This is a genomic window from Aeromicrobium sp. YIM 150415 (genome assembly GCF_016918125.1).
Taxonomy (GTDB): Bacteria; Actinomycetota; Actinomycetes; order Propionibacteriales; family Nocardioidaceae; genus Aeromicrobium; species Aeromicrobium piscarium.
Map to the genome: position 1 here is coordinate 51,044 of NZ_JAERWM010000010.1, position 16,317 is coordinate 67,360.

The following is a 16,317-nucleotide window of genomic DNA, read 5'->3' on the forward strand; positions in this document are numbered from 1 at the left end:
GGGTAGCCGGCGTGTACTTCACCGATCGCGGCATCGAGGAGCTCGCGTCGCGCCGGGGAGACGAGGAGGTCTCCCTGGCGTGGCTCGCGGAGCAGTTCTCGGCCTTCGTCGACCTCAACCCGGAGTTCGAGGTGCCGGTCGAGCGGCTGGCCACCTGGCTGGCCCGGCTCGACGACGAGGACGAGTGATCCGGTGGCCTTCGAGGAGCAGCCGGTCGTGCGAGTGCTCCCCGGCGCGCTCCCGCCCAGCGACTGGTCCTCAGCGATCCCCGCAGTACGGCAGTTGCTCGACGAAGGGCTGGAGCTCGGCCCGGGAGTGACCTTCCTGGTGGGTGAGAACGGGTCGGGCAAGAGCACGCTCGTCGAAGCCGTCGCCGGCGCCTACGGCCTGTCGCCTGAGGGCGGCAGCACTCAAGGTGCCCATACCACCCGGACCAGCGAATCGGGACTCGGTGAGGCGCTGACATTGCAACGGGGCATCGGGGCGCCCCGGTGGGGCTTCTTCCTGCGCGCGGAGACCATGCACGGGTGGTACACGTACAGCGAGAACCACGCGGCGCCGACGACACCGGACTATCACGCGATGAGTCACGGCGAGTCCTTCCTGGAGGTCGTCCGCACCCGATTCACCTCGCCGGGCTTCTACGTGCTCGACGAGCCGGAGGCGGCGCTGTCGTTCTCCTCCACGCTGGCGTTGGTCGCGGCACTCGGCGAGGTCGTCCGCGAGGGCGGTCAGGTCCTCTGCGCGACCCACTCCCCCGTGCTCGCCGCCCTGTCCGGTGCCAGGATCCTGGAGGTCGGCCCCTGGGGTCTGCGTGAATCGGCGTGGCAGGATCTCGAGCTGGTGCGGCACTGGCGGGGATTCCTGGACCATCCAGATCGCTATCTTCGCCACGTGATGGTCGACTGATACGAGCGTAGGGTCGGGCCATGAGCACTCAACGCGAGACGGCGCGCTCGTTGATGGAGCGCCACGGCACCACCTTCGCCGAACAAGCGGGTATCACGCTGCGCGACAAGCCTTCGCCTCTGTACCGGCTGCTCGTCCTGTCCACACTGCTCTCGGCCCGGATCGACAGCGATATCGCGGCGGCCGCCGCGCGGGAGTTGAACCGGGCCGGTTTCCTCACGCCGCGCCGGATGGCGGACGCGACCTGGCAGCAACGCGTCGACGCCCTCGGGCGAGGGCACTATCGGCGCTACGACGAGCGCACCTCGACGCAGCTCGGCGACGGGGCTCAGCTGTTGCTGGACCGCTATCGCGGAGATCTACGCCGATTGCGCGAGGCATCCGCCGGCGTCGACGAGATCCGGGAACGGTTACAGGAGTTCCCCGGTATCGGTCCGACGGGGGCGGCGATCTTCTGCCGCGAGGCCCAAGGGATCTGGCCCGAATTGGTCCCCTCGATGGATCAGAAGGTCCTGGACGGCGCGCGCGAGGCCGGCCTGCCCGATCGACCCGAGCGACTCGCGAAGCTGGTCGATGCTGAGGAGCTCCCTGCTCTCGCCGCCGCCTGCGTGAGAGCCGCGCTCGCGTGATGCCTGCCCGGAGCGGCGACTTAGCCACCCCTCGTCCGCCGCGGCGGTGACTTACGCACCCCTCGTCCGCCACGGCGGTGGGTTACGCACCCCTCAACGAGCTGGAGAGGTGCGCAACCCACCGCCCACCGGGGACCCCGCGCTCGGGACAGGGGCCGACGCAGGTGAGGTCAGCGGGTGAGGACGATCTTGCCGAAGAGATCGCCGTCGATGACCTTCTGCAGGCCCTGGGCGGCATCCTCCATCGCGATCTCCGCCTCGATCACCGGGCGCACGCCTGTGACATCGAGAAACTCCGCCAGCCGAGCGAGCTCGTCACGCGTGCCCATGGTAGAACCGTGAACGCGCATCTGCTGGAAGAAGATCCTCGTCAGCTCGGCGGCCTTCGGCGCATCGCCCGATGTCGCACCGGCGATGACGATCGTGCCGCCGGGGCGCATCGACTTGATCGAATGCGACCAGGTCGCCGCACCGACGGTCTCGATGACCGCGTCGACCTTCTGCGGCAGCCGGGCGCCGGACTCGAAGGCCTCGTGCGCACCGAGTTCGATCGCCCGCTCGCGCTTGTCGGCATCGCGGCTCGTCGCGAAGACCCGGAAGCCGGCGGCCCGTCCGAGCGCGATCGCGGCGGTCGCCACGCCACCGCCCGCACCCTGCACCAGCACCGCGTCACCCGGTCGCAGTCCCGACTGGGTGAACAGCATCCGGTAGGCGGTCAACCAGGCGGTCGGCAGACACGCCGCTTCGGCCATCGAGAGACCCTCGGGTTTAGGCACCACGTTGCGGCGCGGCACGGCGACCCGCTCGGCGAAGGTGCCCTGGTACCGCTCCGACAGCAGCGAACGGCGCGGGTCGAGGGTCTCGTCATCGCGCCACGAGGGATCGGAGATCACGGCATGCACGATGACCTCGTTGCCGTCTTCGTCGAGGCCCGCGGCGTCGCAGCCCAGGATCATGGGCAGCGACTCCTCGCGCAGGCCGACACCGCGCAGGCTCCACACATCGTGATGGTTGATCGAGGCGGCCTTGACGGTCACGGTGGTCCAGCCCTCGGGCACCTCGGGCTCGGGACGTTCACCGATGACGAGGCCCTCGAGGGGATTGTCGGGGTGGATGGATCCGGCGTAGACAGCGAACATGCTTCTCCTGATGTCGGTCAGTACGGTCGGCGGGCAAGTCCGTCGCGACGTGCCGTGTCGGTCACGGCCCGCGCCACCACCTGCGCCACCCGCGGGTCGAAGGGCGAGGGGATCACATAGTCCTCGCGCAGATCGTCGCCGACGAGGTCGGCGAGCGCCGACGCCGCGGCGAGTTTCATGCTCTCGGAGATCTCGGTGGCCCGCACGTCCAACGCGCCGCGGAAGATCCCCGGGAAGACCAGCACGTTGTTGATCTGGTTCGGGAAATCCGACCGCCCCGTCGCGACGACACGGGCGTGCCGGCGGGCCACATCGGGATGCACCTCCGGATGCGGATTGGCCATCGCGAAGACAATCGCATTCGGTGCCATCTGCGCGACCGCGTCCTCGGGGACGGTGCCGCCGGAGACACCCACGAACACGTCGGCATCGACCAGGGCGTCCTCGATCGAGCCCGCCGACGCCCACGGCGAGCAGAACTCCGCGAGCCACCGCTTGATCTCGGTGAGGTCCTCGCGCTCGGGCACGAGAACGCCCGTGCGGTCGACGACGCTGATCTTGCGGACCCCCGCGGCGCGCAGGATCTTGGCGATCGCCACGCCCGCGGCGCCGGCGCCGGAGATGACGACCTTGAGCTCGTCCAGCTCGCGGTCGGTCAAGCGGGCAGCGTTGATGAGCGCCGCGAGCGTCACCACGGCGGTGCCGTGCTGGTCGTCGTGAAAGACGGGGATGTCCAGTCGCTCGATGAGTCGCCGCTCGACCTCGAAGCACCGGGGCGCGGAGATGTCCTCCAGATTGATGCCGCCGAACGAGGGCGCGAGCCGGGCCACGGTGTCGACGATCTCGTCGACATCGGTGGTGTCGAGGGCGATCGGGATCGCGTCGACCCCGCCGAACTGCTTGAACAGCACGGCCTTGCCCTCCATGACCGGCATGGACGCCGGAGCGCCGATATCGCCCAGACCGAGCACCGCCGTGCCGTCGGTGACCACCGCCACCGTGTTGGACACCCAGGTGTACTCGTGTGCCAGCTCGGGGTCGGCGGCGATCGCCTCGCACACCCGCGCGACACCGGGCGTGTACGCCAGCGAGAGGTCGTCGGCGTCACGCAGCTCGACGGTGGAACCGATCGCCATCTTGCCTTGGCGATGAAGGGCGAAGACCGGATCGGTCTCGTCGGGAAGGGTCATGTCGATATCCGGGGAGGCTGAGATGTCATAGGCGACCATGCGGGTGTCCTTGAACGCGTGGGGCGGGGCGTGGAGAGGTCACCGGTCTGGCGGCCAGAAGCGGAGATGTCCGCAAGGGCGTGGGTGTGCCTCGGACAGTCTCTCACACCGGATCAGGCCGGCTCGTCGCGGCTCATTGCCCGGCGTCCCGGGCCCGAGAACAGGCACACCAACACCACCAGCGCCGCGAGCGCCAGCACCGGCGAGACGCCACGGACGACATCGTCGCCGGCATCGCGCAGGTTCCAGGCCAACCCCAGCGAGATGAGCTGGGCGACCAGGACCGGCCCACGACCCCCGTGCCGGCCCCGCATCACCGCGATCGCCGCGACCGCCAGGCCACCGCCGAAGACCAGGAGCATGACGGCGATACCGACGCCGAGGCCGACCCGTTCGTCCACGAGGTGAGTGAGGTCGAGGACGGCGAGCCCCAGCAGCGCCGTCGCCTGCACGAGGGCAATCGCCCCGGCCGCGACGAGCAGCCGACGCCCGGTCGGGTCAGCGGTGGTGGACACGCCACTCAGCCTAGAGCGTGGCGCCTCGTCCGGAGGCGCCCCGACGAGACCGAAACGCGTTACAACGGGTCCCGCCGACGAGCCACCTCGACACGTGTGAGATAACCGACACCTCTCACAGGCGTATCACTCTTGTCATGTATTCGAAACCTTGCGAGAGTAGTCCTCGAATGCCGCCGGGCTATGCGATACGAGCCTGCCTCATTCTCATCCAGAAAGCCGCCAATTTGGGAAGGAGCGTCCTCATGGACTGGCGCCACCGTTCCGCCTGCCTCGACGAGGATCCCGAGCTCTTCTTCCCCATCGGAACCACCGGCCCCGCGATCATGCAGATCGAAGAGGCCAAGGTGGTCTGCCGCCGTTGCGACGTCCGCGAACTGTGCCTCCAGTGGGCACTCGAAAGCGGTCAAGACCACGGAGTGTGGGGAGGCATGAGCGAAGACGAGCGCCGTGCACTGAAGCGTCGCAACGCACGAGCCAGGATCCGTACTGCGTGACCTCACGCTAGCATGTCGAACCCCGGGCCCTCATGGGCACCGGGGTTCTTCGATGGTGCGACCTCCCAGGTCACCCTGACCGCGAATGCGCAGGTCAGGCGAGGTCGACGTTGATCGTGACCATCGCACCGCCCAGCGGCGAGCGCTCGAAGGAGAGCGATCCACCGAGTTCGCTCTCCACCAGCGTCGTCGCGATCGACAGTCCCAGACTGGCGCCAGCGTCGAAATCATCATCGAATCCGCGGCCATCGTCACTCACTCGCAGCCGCAACCGCCCCCGAATCCGGTTGACAGCGACGGTCACCCGGCCCTCCGGGCCCGTGAACGCGTGCTCGACCGCGTTCTGCAAGAGCTCCGAGAGCACCATGGCGAGCGAGGTCGCCACCTCCCCGGGCAGCAGTCCGAAACTCCCGATCCGCTCGGCCCGCACGGTCACCTGGTCGGCGAACTCCGGGATGGTGCGCAGCAACGTGTCCGCGACATCGTCGAAGGGCACCATCTCATCGAAGGACTGGCTCAGCGTCTCGTGCACGAGCGCGATCGAGCCCACCCGCCGCTCCGCCTCCCGCAGGGCCTCCTTGGCCTCATCGGCGACGACCCGCCGGCTCTGCAGGCGCAGGAGCGCGGCCACCGTCTGCAGGTTGTTCTTCACCCGGTGGTGGATCTCGCGGATGGTCGCCTCCTTGGAGACCAACTCCCGCTCGCGCAGGCGCAGCTCGGTCACATCGCGCAGGAGCACCAGGTAGCCCTCGCGGTGACCCCCGCAGGTCAGCGGCACGATCTGCATCCGCAACGAGGCGTCCACGCCTTCGACATCGGCGACCGACTCGGTGTCGCCGAATAACGCGGCGAAGCCGCGGTCCGTCGGGCGGTGGTGCAGCAGCTCGCTCGTGACCGCCACGAGATCGGCTCCCACGAGATCGCTGCGCAGTCCGAGCCGCCGGTAGGCCGACATCGCATTGGGACTCACGAAACCGACCCGCCCGGACGCATCGGCGCGGATCAGCCCGTCGCCGACCCGCAAGGTATCGGCGAGCTCCTCCGTGCCCGCGACGGGGAATCGCCCCTCGCGGACCATCTGCAACAGCACATCGCTCGTCTGCGCGTAGGACTGCTCGAGCGCGCCGGGGAAACGACGTGCCTCGCGATAGCGGCGTTGTCCGAGCAGCGCGATGGTGCGCCCCTCATAGCGCACCGGGATGGTCTCGACCTGCACCAGGACACCGTCGGGCAGCTGCTCCTCGCCCGGTGGCTCCTCACGAGGCACGAAGGAGCCGACGATGTCCTCCAGCAGGGTCGTGGGCCCGGTCGCGGGGCGGATCTGGGCCGCGGCCCACCAGCCCTTGCCCTCCACGTCGGCGACCCAGAGCACCAGGTCGCAGAAGGCGAGATCGGCGATCATCTGCCATCGCGCCACGAGCGCCTGGAGTCGCCCGGTCTCAGCGGCGGAGAGCGAGCTCTGCGAGTCGGCGATGTCCTCCAGCGTCGGCACGTCGTCAGCCTACTGCGCCCAACCGGCCAGTAACCTACGTCACATGAGCGAGCACAGCGCACCCAGGACCACGATCTGCTCCGCACTCGTCAACCAGAGGCGGTTCCCATCGACGAATCGGGAGCACATCTCGGTACAGGTGGCGGCATGAGCGAGCAGGAGATGCCCGAGCCGACGGGTCCGCACGGCGGCCACCACGCCCTGGACGTGGCACGCGCGCACGGCGTGACCACCATATTCACCCTTTCCGGCGCCCACGTCTTCCCGATGTACGACGCCGCGGTGACGACCGACGATCCGATGCCGATCATCGACGTGCGGCACGAACCCTCGGCCGTCTTCGCCGCCGAGGCGATCGGCAAGCTGACCCGCACTCCCGGGCTCGCCGTCCTGACCGCCGGGCCGGGCGTCACCAATGGCGTGAGTCCGATCGCCCAGGCGCACTTCTCGGGCGCGCCGCTCGTCGTCGTCGGCGGCCGCGCGCCCGCGGCCACCTGGGGCAGCGGCACGCTGCAGGAGCTCGACCATCCCCCGATCGTGGAGTCGGTCACCAAGTCCGCGCGGACCGCCGGATCGCTCACCGAGATCGCGCCCGCCGTCGACGAGGCGTTCACCGCGGCCCGCTCCTCACACCGCGGACCGACCTTCGTCGACATCCCGATGGACGTGTTCTTCTCCAACGGCCCCGTCGAGCACACCGCCAGCGGAGAGGCCACCGTGGTCGAACCAGATCCCGATGACATCGCGCGGGTCGCGGCCCTGCTCGCCCAGTCCCACCGCCCCGTCCTCGTCCTGGGTTCGGATGTCTGGTCCGATCACGCCGACGAGGCGGCCCTACGCTTCGTCGAAGGCTCGGGAATCCCCGTCGTCGCCAATGGCATGGGTCGCGGTGTCGTGCCCGGCGGCCATCCGCTCCTGGTCACGAAGGCACGATCACCAGCACTGGGCACCTGTGATCTGGCGATAGTGGCCGGCACACCCCTGGACTTCCGGCTCGGGTTCGGACGCTTCGGGGGCAAGGACGGCGCCCCGGCCGCCACGACCGTGCACCTGGCCGACTCCCCCGGGCAGGTGTCCTCCCACGCCGAGCTAGGTGCCTCTGCCGCCGGAGACCTCTGCACCCTCTTCGACGCCCTGCTCGAGGCATTGCAGTCGCAGCAGCGCCGACCGGACTGGAGCACCTGGACCGATCAGCTCCAGCAGACGGTCACCGGCGCGGTCGAACGGGACAAGGCGCTACTCGGCGCCGAGGCCGATCCGATCCACCCGGCCCGCATCTACGGTGAGCTGCTCCCCCGGCTCGACGACGATGCCGTCGTGATCGGAGACGGCGGCGACTTCGTGTCCTTCGCCGGCAAGTTCGTCGAGCCGCGTCGCCCCGGTGGCTGGCTGGACCCGGGTCCGTACGGCTGCCTCGGTGCAGGACTCGGTGCCGCGATGGCGGCGCGCATCGCCCGTCCGAGCAGTCAGATCGTCTTGCTGCTGGGCGATGGGGCCGCCGGTATGTCGCTCATCGATGTCGACACCCTGGTGCGACACAATCTCCCGGTCGTGATGATCGTCGGCAACAACTCCGCTTGGGGGTTGGAGAAGGCCCCGATGCAGATGCTCTACGGCTACGACGTCGCCGCCGACCTCGCACCGAGCACTCGCTACGACCAGGTGGTGACGGCGCTGGGAGGCGGGGGTGAGATGGTCACCGATCCGCGCCAGATCGGCCCTGCCATCGACCGGGCTTTCGCCTCTGGCATCCCCTATCTGGTCAACGTCATGACCGATGTGAACGCGCAGTACCCCCGCGCGACCATGGGCGTCTGACCCGGGGCCGCGGTATGACACTCGAGATCCGCCGTCCGTCCGGCGACGAGCTCGTCGCGGCCGGACGGGTGGTGGTCGACGGCTACACGACCGACGGGCATCTCACCACCGGCGATGAGTACGGTAGCTGGCTGGCCGACGCGGCCGGACGCGCCGACGACGTCATCGTCGCCGTGCACCACGGCGCCGTCATCGGATCGATCACCTGGTGCCCGCCGGGGTCACCGTATCGGGAGCTGGCGACGAGCGATGACGAGGGAGAGTTCCGCGCCCTCGCGGTCGACCCGGCTCATCGTGGTCGCGGAGCCGCCCGCGCGCTGGTCGGCCGCTGCCTCGACGAGGCCGCGGAACTCGGCCTGTCACGGATGTGGCTCTGCTCGATGCCGACGCAGACGAAAGCCCACCGACTCTACGAGTCGATGGGCTTTCGCCGCGTGCCCGAGCGCGACTGGTCGCCACCGGACCCCCGTGGCATCTCCCTGTGGGCCTTCGTCCGCGAGATCGCTTGAGGTCGACGTAGCTCCGCTCCAGCGCGGCCACCGAGGTGAGAGATCGGCACGGCGAGCTCTGCGAGCCGGTTGCGTATCGAGATCACCCAAGCGTGGTCTCGATACGGCCCTCGTCCCTCGGGCCTACTCGACCACCGAGGGTCGGGTCCAGATCGGTGATCGAGTAGGCACCGCGAGCGCAGCGAGCCGGTGCCGTATCGAGATCACACTTCCGTCGAAGGGACCGTCGGGTTCAGTTGCCGGTGAGCTCCTCGGCGGCGGCACGCAGATCCTCGACCTGCTTGTTCGCCCCGGCGAAGGTGTAGTTGGTTCCCGAGGTGATCGGGAAGGCGTGACCGGCCTTGACGGCGGGCAGCGCCTGGAAGGACGGCGAGTCGATCAGCTGCTGCACCGCGGGATCAGGCGTGCCGTCGATGCCGACATCGTAGAAGATCGCGTCCTGATCGGCCAGATCGGGCAGATTCTCCATCGCCAGCTCAGTGACATAGCGCTCGGGGTTGTCGGTGTACGCCGGGTTGTATCCGAAGCCCGCCGCCGTGATGCGGTCGTAGAGCAGAGCCTTCGACGTATCGACCCAGATGGTGCCGTCCGTGGTGCCGAGAGAGGTGACCTGCAGGTCGGCGAGATCCTCGCCGTACTCGTCCTGGATGGCCGCGAGAGACTTCTCGAGCTCAGCCTGCTGCTCCTCGTAGTCGGTGCTCTTGCCGACGGCCTCGGCGACCAGCGGGTAGTTGGCCCAGACGTCCGTGGGCTCGGCGATCTTCAAGATGACGGTCGGAGCGATCTCGGACAGCTCGTCGTAGTCGATCGAGAGGCTCCCGTGGTCCATGCCGATGATGAGATCGGGATCGGCTTCGATGACCTTCTCGATGTCGACGCCCTCGAAGGAGCCGACCACCGGGACATCGGCCACCTTGTCGAAGACCTCGGGCTCGAGCTCGGAGTCGATGAGCTCGCCCTCCAGCTGTGCCACGGGCACGACGCCGAGATCGGCGAGCTCCGAGCCCGTCCGCCACAGCGCGACGACCCGCTGCGGCTCGGCCGGCACCTCGACCTGCTCACCGGTGAAGGTCGACTCGACGGTGCGAGTGTCATCGGACGACGCGTCCTGCGACTCTCCGCCGCCGTCACCGCATGCACTCAGGGCGATCGCCGCCGCCAGCGTCACGGCGCCGGCCTTCCAACTCAGTCTCATGGGTGCCTTCTTCCGGGGTGTTCATCGACAGAGACAACGGTGAGGCTAACCTAAATCCGTGAACGTCGTGCATGCACCCCCTGTCGGGCGTTCGCGTACCCGTCGCCAGGCCGGTGCCACGGTCGCTCTCGCGGTGCTCCTGGCCGTCGCGATCGCGCTGAGCCTGTCCATCGGCGCACGGTCGATCCCGCTCTCGACAGTGCTGGACGCCCTCCGCGGCTCCGCCAGCACCGCCGACGCGGTCGTCATCACGAGCCAGCGATTGCCACGCACCCTGCTGGGGCTCCTGGCGGGGCTGGCCTTCGGCATGGCGGGAGCCCTCATGCAAGGGCATACGCGCAACCCGCTGGCCGAACCCGGACTGTTCGGCGTGAACGCCGGTGCCGGTTTCGCGGTGGCGATCATGGCCTTCGCGTTCGGCGTCAGTACGCCGATCGGCATCATCGGCGCGGCCCTCATCGGCGCGGCCCTCGCGTCCTTCCTCGTCTTCTTCCTCGGACTCGGCCATCTACGCGGCGGAGCCCTGGTGATGCTGGCCGTCATCGGCACGACGGTCTCAGCGCTCCTCAGCTCGTTGACCTCGGGAATCGTGCTGCTGGACCGGCAGAGCCTCGATGTCATGCGCTTCTGGGAGGTCGGCTCTCTCGCCGGGCGCGATACCTCCTATGTGCCGCTGCTCGCCGTGCTCATCGTGACCGGAGCCGTCGTCGCGATCGCCAACGGATTCTCCATCAACTCCCTCGGGCTCGGCGAGGACGTCGCACGCTCGCTCGGCGTCAGCATCATCGCGGCCCGGATGCTCGGCATCATCGGCATCACCCTGCTGGCCGGTGCCGCGACGGCGGCCTGCGGTCCCGTCGTCTTCGTCGGACTCGTCGCTCCGCACGCGGCCCGGCTGATCAGCGGCCACGACTACCGCTGGCTCGTGCCACAGGCCGGCCTGATCGGCGCGGCGCTGCTGCTGATCGCCGACACGATCGGGCGCGTCATCGCCTCTCCCGGCGAACTGCAGGTGGGCATCGTGATGTCCATCGTGGGTGCGCCGGTGCTGATCGCGATCACCCGACGCCGCAGGATGGTGGCTCTGTGAGCACCGAGACGCGTGCCGGATGGACCATCGGGCCGGTCGGGACCCGCTGGCGGCGGCGCACCGCGATCGCCACCCTCGTCAGCATCCTGCTGCTGCTGGCGATGTGGTGGCTGACCATGACGACCGGCGCCCTCGCGATCAGCCCCGGCCGGGTCATCGCGACGCTCACCGGCGGCGGAACCCGGATCGAGAACCTCGTCATCATCGACCGGCGCCTCTCGCGGCTGCTGGCCGGGTCCCTCATCGGCTTCTGCCTGGGCACGAGCGGCGCGCTCACGCAGACGATCACGCGCAATCCGATCGCCACCCCCGACATCCTGGGCGTCTCAGCCGGTGCCGGCACCTTCGCGGTCCTTGCCCTCGTGCGGCCGGAGACGACCGAACGACTGCTCGGGGTCTCTACCACCGTCGCGCTGGTCCCCGTCGCGATCCTCGGTGGCCTGATCACGACCGGGGTGATCCTGACCCTCGGATGGCGCGGTGGATTCGACGGCTACCGACTGGTGCTCGTCGGTCTGGGCATCAACGCCCTGGCCCTGGCCCTCACCTCGTGGCTACTCACCCGCGCGGAGGTCGAGGAGGCGAGCGTTGCCGTGCGATGGCTGGTCGGATCCCTCGGCGGGGTGCGGATGGGTGACGTCGTCTACCTCGCTCCGATGGTGGCGCTCGCCGTCCTCGTCTGCCTGCGGCTCGCCGGCGGCCTCGGTGCCCTGAGGCTCGGCAGAGACATCGGCCAGGCGCTGGGAGTCTCCGCCGGCCGCACCGAGGCCGGCGCGCTCATCACGGCGGTCGCCCTCGTGTCGGTCGCCACCGCCGCTGCAGGACCGATCGCCTTCGTGGCCTTCGTCGCGCCACAGGTCGCCATGCGACTGTTCGGCACCGCCGGTCCCCCGCCCCTTGCCTCCGGCCTGGTCGGCGCCCTGCTGCTCGTCGGAGCGGACTTCCTCGCCGCGCGTCTACCGCTCGAGCTGCCGGTCGGTATCGTCACCTCGGTGCTGGGAGCCCCGGTCCTGCTCTACCTCATGACCCGACATCTGCGGAGGACCAGTGTCTGACGTTCCCTTGCACGTCCGCGGGGTGACCGCCGGCTATACCTCGCGGACCGTCCTCCGCGACGTCGATCTGACGATCGACAGCGGCAAGATCACCACGATCATCGGTCCGAACGGCTGCGGCAAGTCCACCCTGCTGCGCACCATGGGTCGTCTGCTGCGCCCCACATCCGGGGACGTGGCGCTGTTCGGCGACGCGGTCGGGTCTCTGCGGACCAGACAGATCGCCCAGCGCCTGGCGATCCTGCCGCAGAGTCCGGTGGCTCCCGAGGGGCTCACCGTCGCGGACCTCGCCGCGCGAGGGCGACAACCGCACCAGCCCTGGTACCGGCAGTGGTCGGTGGCCGACGAGGCGATCGCGGCCGAGGCGATGGAGGCGACCGGCGTCCTCGATCTTGCGGACCGTCCGCTCGACGAGCTCTCCGGCGGCCAGCGTCAGCGCGCCTGGATCGCGATGACGCTCGCCCAGGAGACCCCGCTGCTCCTGCTCGACGAGCCCACGACGCATCTCGACCTGGCCCATGCCGTCGACGTGCTCGACCTCGTGGTCCGACTGCGCGAGCGCGGCAAGACGATCGTCCTCGTCCTGCACGATCTCGGCCTCGCCGCCCGCTACAGCGACCACATCGTGGTGATGAAGGAGGGCACGATCGTCACCGAGGGCGATCCCCTGTCGCTGCTGCGGCCGGAGCTGCTGCGGGAGGTCTTCGGCCTGCAGGCCCACGTCTTCGCCGACCCGGTCGACGGACTGCCCACCGTCGTGCCGACGAGCCATGCCTGAACCGTCGGCCGCGCCGCGCACCGGCGCCGGAATGCTGCGGCAGACGATCCGCCGGCAGGGGCGACGGCTGCTGCTCGCCTATCCGCTCATCATCGCGTGGCAGCTCGGCGAGGCCCTCACCCCGGTCGTCATCGGACTCGTCGTCGATCACGGCATCGCCGGCGACGATCTGGGCCCGTTCCTGCTCTGGCTCGGCGTGCTGGCAGCGCTCATGGCCGGATTCAGCCTCGCATACCGCTTCGGCGGACGGCTGGGCTTCCGCAGCGTGCAGGAGGAATCGCACACGCTGCGCGAGGAGATCGGCAGCCATGTGCTCGATCCTCGCGGGGCCGACACGGATCAGTTGCCCGGCGAGGTGCTCTCCCTCGCCACCGCCGATGCGAACATGACCGGCATCGTGGTCCGGCAGTTCGGCTTCGCCCTCGGCTCGCTGACCGCGGTCGTCGTGATCGGGGTCTGGTTGCTGTGGACCGACTGGGTGATCGGCGCGCTCGTCATGCTCGGTATGCCGCTGACCGTTGCCCTCACTCAGCTCCTCGCTCCCGCTGTCGCGCGGCGCACCACGTCACAGCAGGCGACGATCGCCCGTGCGGCCGGCGTTGCCAGCGACCTGATGGCCGGCCTCCGCCCCCTCAAGGGCGTGCGCGGCGAGGACGTCGCCGCCGGGCGCTACGCGCGGGCGAGCCTCGACGCCCAGCGCGCGAGCATCACGATGGCGCGCTCATGGGGCGTGCTGTCGGGTGTGAGCTCAGGCCTCAGCACGCTCTTCCTCGGTATCGTCGCGGCCGTCGCCGGGATACGGGCGCTCGACGATGCCATTACCCTCGGGCAGTTCATCGCCGTCGTGGGCGTCGCGCAATATCTCGCCGAGCCGATCGTCGCCCTCGGCGAGCTGACCGCTCAGGCCGCGGCCTCGCTCGCATCCGGGGCGCGGATCAGCCGCTTCCTGCACACGCCCCCGCTCGTCGCCGAAGGTCCTGTCGAGCTCAGCACGCCGGCCGACCGGCTGACCGTCGAGGAGCTGGACCTCACGGTGAAGGGCGGCGATCTCGTCACGATCGTCAGCGACGATCCCGCCTTCGACGCCGCGCTCGTCGACACGCTACACGGGACACGACCGGGCGGCGGACGAATCCTCCTCGGCGAGCACGAGCTGTCGGCGCTGAGCATCGCGTCGCGCCGCACCTCGATGCTGGTCGTGGACCACGGCGCCGATCTCTTCGAGGGCACCGTGCTCGACGCGATGGATCCCGACCGCGCGCTGTCGAGCGACCAGCTCGACGTCGTGCTCGATGCCTCCGCGGCGCACGATGTCATCGCGGCCCACGAGGACGGGCTCGACCACCACCTCCGCGCCAGTGGCGGCACCCTGTCCGGCGGACAACGCCAGCGGCTCGTCCTGGCGCGCTCGCTCGCGGCGGACCGGCCCGTGCTCGTGCTGCACGATCCGACCAGCGCGGTCGACGCCGTCACCGAGCAGCGGATCGCCGCCGGGCTCCGCTCCGTGCGAGCGGGACGCGCGACCCTCGTGCTGAGCTCAAGCCCGGCCCTCCTCGACGCCAGCGACCATGTGGTCGTCGTGCGGGCCGGTCGCGTCGCCGATCGCGGCACCCACCGCGACCTGCTCGCACGCGACGACACCTACCGTGAGGCGGTCATCCGATGAGCCGCGCGATCCTGCCGATCGCGGACCGACGCACGACCACGCGCCACGCGTGGGCGCTGCTGCGTTCCCATCGGGGACCGTTGACCGTGAGTGTCCTGTTGTTCGCCGTCGTCGGCTTCGCCGGGATCGTGCCGCCCTTCGTGTTGGGCTCGATCGTCGATGTCGTCAACTCCGGCGACGGCACCGCCCGCGACGTGCTGACGCGCAGCGCGATCATCGTCGGCGCCGCGATCGTCGGGGCGGTGGCCACCACGGGGTCCGCCGTGCTTCTCGCTCAAGCGGCGAATCCCGCACTGGCGCGCCTGCGTGAGGAGGTGCTGGACCGGGCGCTGCACCAGGACACCGAGCGATTGGAGGCCGCGGGCACAGGCGACCTCATGTCCCGGGTGGGCGACGATGTCCGACAGATCAGCGAGTCGCTCGACAACGCCATTCCCGAGTTCGTCCGCGCGGGTGTCGCCATCGCCTTCACTGCGATCGGGCTGTTCGCGCTCGACTGGCGATTGGCGCTCGCCGGACTGCTGGCAGCACCGTTCTATGTGCTCGCGCTGCGGTGGTACCTGCCCCGTTCGGCACCCTTCTACCGGCGTGAACGGATCGCCCAGGGCGAGCGGGCCGAGGCGCTCGTCGCCGGTGTGCACGGCGCCGCCACCTTGCGTGCGCTCGGCCGCGAGGCGGGCGCTCGCGGCCGCATCCACCATCATTCGCGCGCGGCGCTCAGCCAGGCCGTGCAGGTCTTCGCGCTACTCACGCGCCTCTTCGGCCGCATCAACTTCGCCGAATGGGTCGGCCTGACCGCCGTGCTGACGACCGGATTCCTCCTCGTCCGCGCCGATGCCATCACGATCGGCGCGGCGACGGCAGCCGCGCTGTACTTCCACCGGCTGTTCAATCCCATCGGCGCCGTCTTGATGATCTTCGACCAGATCCAGTCCTCGGGCGCATCGCTGGCTCGGCTCGTCGGTGTACTCGAGCTACCGACACCGACACCCGAGCAGCCGCACGAGGGAGCTCCCGTGGTGCGGCTGGACGGTGTCTCCCACCGCTATGGAGACGGTCCCGAGGTCGTCCGTGATGTCGACCTGGAGATCGCACCGGGTGAGCACGTGGCGCTCGTCGGTTCGACCGGCGCCGGCAAGTCGACGCTGGCGGCGATCGTCGCCGGGCACGTGGAGCCGTCCTCGGGCGAACGCGACGTGCGTGGTCGCTTGACCCTCGTGTCCCAGGACGTGCATGTGTTCGCCGCGACCATCCGCGACAACATCACCCTCGCCGCGGCGGGCCTCGACGATGACGGCGTCTGGGCGGCGATGCGCACCGCTCGGTGCGCGGAATGGGTCGGCGGGCTCCCCGACGGCCTCGACACCCGCGTCGGCCACCTCGGGCATCCGCTCACTACCGCACAGGGGCAACAGCTCGCTCTTGCCCGGTTGGCGGCGCACGATCCGCAGATCGTGGTGCTCGACGAGGCGACGGCCGAGGCGGGTTCGTCGGGCGCCCGGCTCCTCGATGATGCCGCCCACGCGGTGATCGCAGGACGTTCCGCGCTCATCGTCGCCCACCGGCTCAGCCAGGCCCGGGAGGCCGACCGCATCCTCGTCATGGAGCACGGCCGCATCGTGGAGGCCGGGACCCACGGCGATCTCGTCGCCGCCGGCGGCCACTACGCCGAGCTCTGGGAGGCCTGGAGCGCCCCCACCCTCTCCGACTGACAGCCCGACTGGCCTCGGCCGGTGGCGGTAGGTGGTCAACCTCTCGCCACCGTTGGCGGTACATCGGCAACCTCATGACGACTC

Annotated in this window: 16 protein-coding genes; 11 read left to right on the forward strand and 5 right to left on the reverse strand. The window is 69.7% G+C overall.

All coding sequences use genetic code 11. The features are described 5' to 3' along the window. Positions 1-11: 11 nt before the first annotated feature. The 3 genes from JL108_RS05870 to JL108_RS05880 are packed head-to-tail and all read left to right on the forward strand — an operon-like array spanning position 12 to position 1,538. Positions 12-188, forward strand: coding sequence for a DUF6104 family protein (locus JL108_RS05870; RefSeq protein WP_087622952.1), 177 nt, complete (start codon positions 12-14; stop codon positions 186-188). 4 nt (positions 189-192) lie between these two features. Further along, on the forward strand, positions 193-909 hold the full coding sequence (locus JL108_RS05875) for an AAA family ATPase (RefSeq protein ID WP_205197486.1): 717 nt from the start codon (positions 193-195) through the stop codon (positions 907-909). 20 nt (positions 910-929) lie between these two features. Further along, the gene (locus tag JL108_RS05880; RefSeq protein WP_205197487.1) at positions 930-1,538 is read left to right on the forward strand and encodes an endonuclease; all 609 of its coding nucleotides are present in this window, start codon (positions 930-932) and stop codon (positions 1,536-1,538) included. A gap of 170 nt (positions 1,539-1,708) precedes the next feature. On the opposite strand, the gene JL108_RS05885 is transcribed toward JL108_RS05880, so the two are convergent. From JL108_RS05885 to JL108_RS05895, 3 genes are all read right to left on the reverse strand, one after another. Beyond that, positions 1,709-2,677 (reverse strand): zinc-binding dehydrogenase, encoded by a 969-nt coding sequence (locus JL108_RS05885; protein WP_205197488.1) that lies wholly within the window; start codon positions 2,675-2,677, stop codon positions 1,709-1,711. A 17-nt stretch (positions 2,678-2,694) separates the two neighbouring features. Beyond that, positions 2,695-3,906 carry an NADP-dependent malic enzyme gene (locus tag JL108_RS05890; RefSeq protein ID WP_240190713.1) on the reverse strand — a complete coding sequence of 404 codons (1,212 nt, stop codon included), beginning with the start codon at positions 3,904-3,906 and terminating at the stop codon, positions 2,695-2,697. A gap of 113 nt (positions 3,907-4,019) precedes the next feature. Then, on the reverse strand, positions 4,020-4,421 hold the full coding sequence (locus JL108_RS05895) for a hypothetical protein (protein WP_205197489.1): 402 nt from the start codon (positions 4,419-4,421) through the stop codon (positions 4,020-4,022). A gap of 245 nt (positions 4,422-4,666) precedes the next feature. Between JL108_RS05895 and JL108_RS05900 the strand changes: the two genes are divergently transcribed. Next, positions 4,667-4,918 carry a WhiB family transcriptional regulator gene (locus JL108_RS05900; RefSeq protein ID WP_087622947.1) on the forward strand — a complete coding sequence of 84 codons (252 nt, stop codon included), beginning with the start codon at positions 4,667-4,669 and terminating at the stop codon, positions 4,916-4,918. A 94-nt stretch (positions 4,919-5,012) separates the two neighbouring features. On the opposite strand, the gene JL108_RS05905 is transcribed toward JL108_RS05900, so the two are convergent. Continuing rightward, positions 5,013-6,410 (reverse strand): sensor histidine kinase, encoded by a 1,398-nt coding sequence (locus JL108_RS05905; RefSeq protein ID WP_205197490.1) that lies wholly within the window; start codon positions 6,408-6,410, stop codon positions 5,013-5,015. Positions 6,411-6,557: 147 nt separating this feature from the next. Between JL108_RS05905 and JL108_RS05910 the strand changes: the two genes are divergently transcribed. Further along, a complete protein-coding gene (locus JL108_RS05910) occupies positions 6,558-8,228 on the forward strand; it encodes an acetolactate synthase (RefSeq protein ID WP_240190714.1) in 1,671 nt (556 codons plus the stop codon). A 14-nt stretch (positions 8,229-8,242) separates the two neighbouring features. Next, complete coding sequence (locus JL108_RS05915) at positions 8,243-8,737, forward strand: GNAT family N-acetyltransferase (RefSeq protein ID WP_205197491.1); 495 nt, start codon at positions 8,243-8,245, stop codon at positions 8,735-8,737. Between the two features lie 232 nt (positions 8,738-8,969). Here the strand turns inward: JL108_RS05915 and JL108_RS05920 are convergent, their stop codons facing one another. Continuing rightward, complete coding sequence (locus JL108_RS05920; RefSeq protein ID WP_205197492.1) at positions 8,970-9,932, reverse strand: ABC transporter substrate-binding protein; 963 nt, start codon at positions 9,930-9,932, stop codon at positions 8,970-8,972. A gap of 58 nt (positions 9,933-9,990) precedes the next feature. Between JL108_RS05920 and JL108_RS05925 the strand changes: the two genes are divergently transcribed. The 5 genes from JL108_RS05925 to JL108_RS05945 are packed head-to-tail and all read left to right on the forward strand — an operon-like array spanning position 9,991 to position 16,233. Further along, positions 9,991-11,022, forward strand: a complete 1,032-nt coding sequence (locus tag JL108_RS05925) for an iron ABC transporter permease (RefSeq protein WP_205197493.1) — start codon at positions 9,991-9,993, stop codon at positions 11,020-11,022. After that, the gene (locus tag JL108_RS05930) at positions 11,019-12,077 is read left to right on the forward strand and encodes an iron chelate uptake ABC transporter family permease subunit (protein WP_205197494.1); all 1,059 of its coding nucleotides are present in this window, start codon (positions 11,019-11,021) and stop codon (positions 12,075-12,077) included. Before JL108_RS05925 ends, JL108_RS05930 begins: the two co-directional genes overlap by 4 nt. Continuing rightward, complete coding sequence (locus tag JL108_RS05935; protein WP_307837201.1) at positions 12,070-12,855, forward strand: ABC transporter ATP-binding protein; 786 nt, start codon at positions 12,070-12,072, stop codon at positions 12,853-12,855. The genes JL108_RS05930 and JL108_RS05935 overlap by 8 nt, the downstream gene beginning before the upstream one ends. Continuing rightward, entirely contained in the window at positions 12,848-14,521 is a 1,674-nt protein-coding gene (locus tag JL108_RS05940; RefSeq protein WP_205197495.1) for an ABC transporter ATP-binding protein, read from the forward strand. Before JL108_RS05935 ends, JL108_RS05940 begins: the two co-directional genes overlap by 8 nt. Then, the gene (locus JL108_RS05945) at positions 14,518-16,233 is read left to right on the forward strand and encodes an ABC transporter ATP-binding protein (protein WP_205197496.1); all 1,716 of its coding nucleotides are present in this window, start codon (positions 14,518-14,520) and stop codon (positions 16,231-16,233) included. The genes JL108_RS05940 and JL108_RS05945 overlap by 4 nt, the downstream gene beginning before the upstream one ends. Positions 16,234-16,317: the final 84 nt, after the last annotated feature.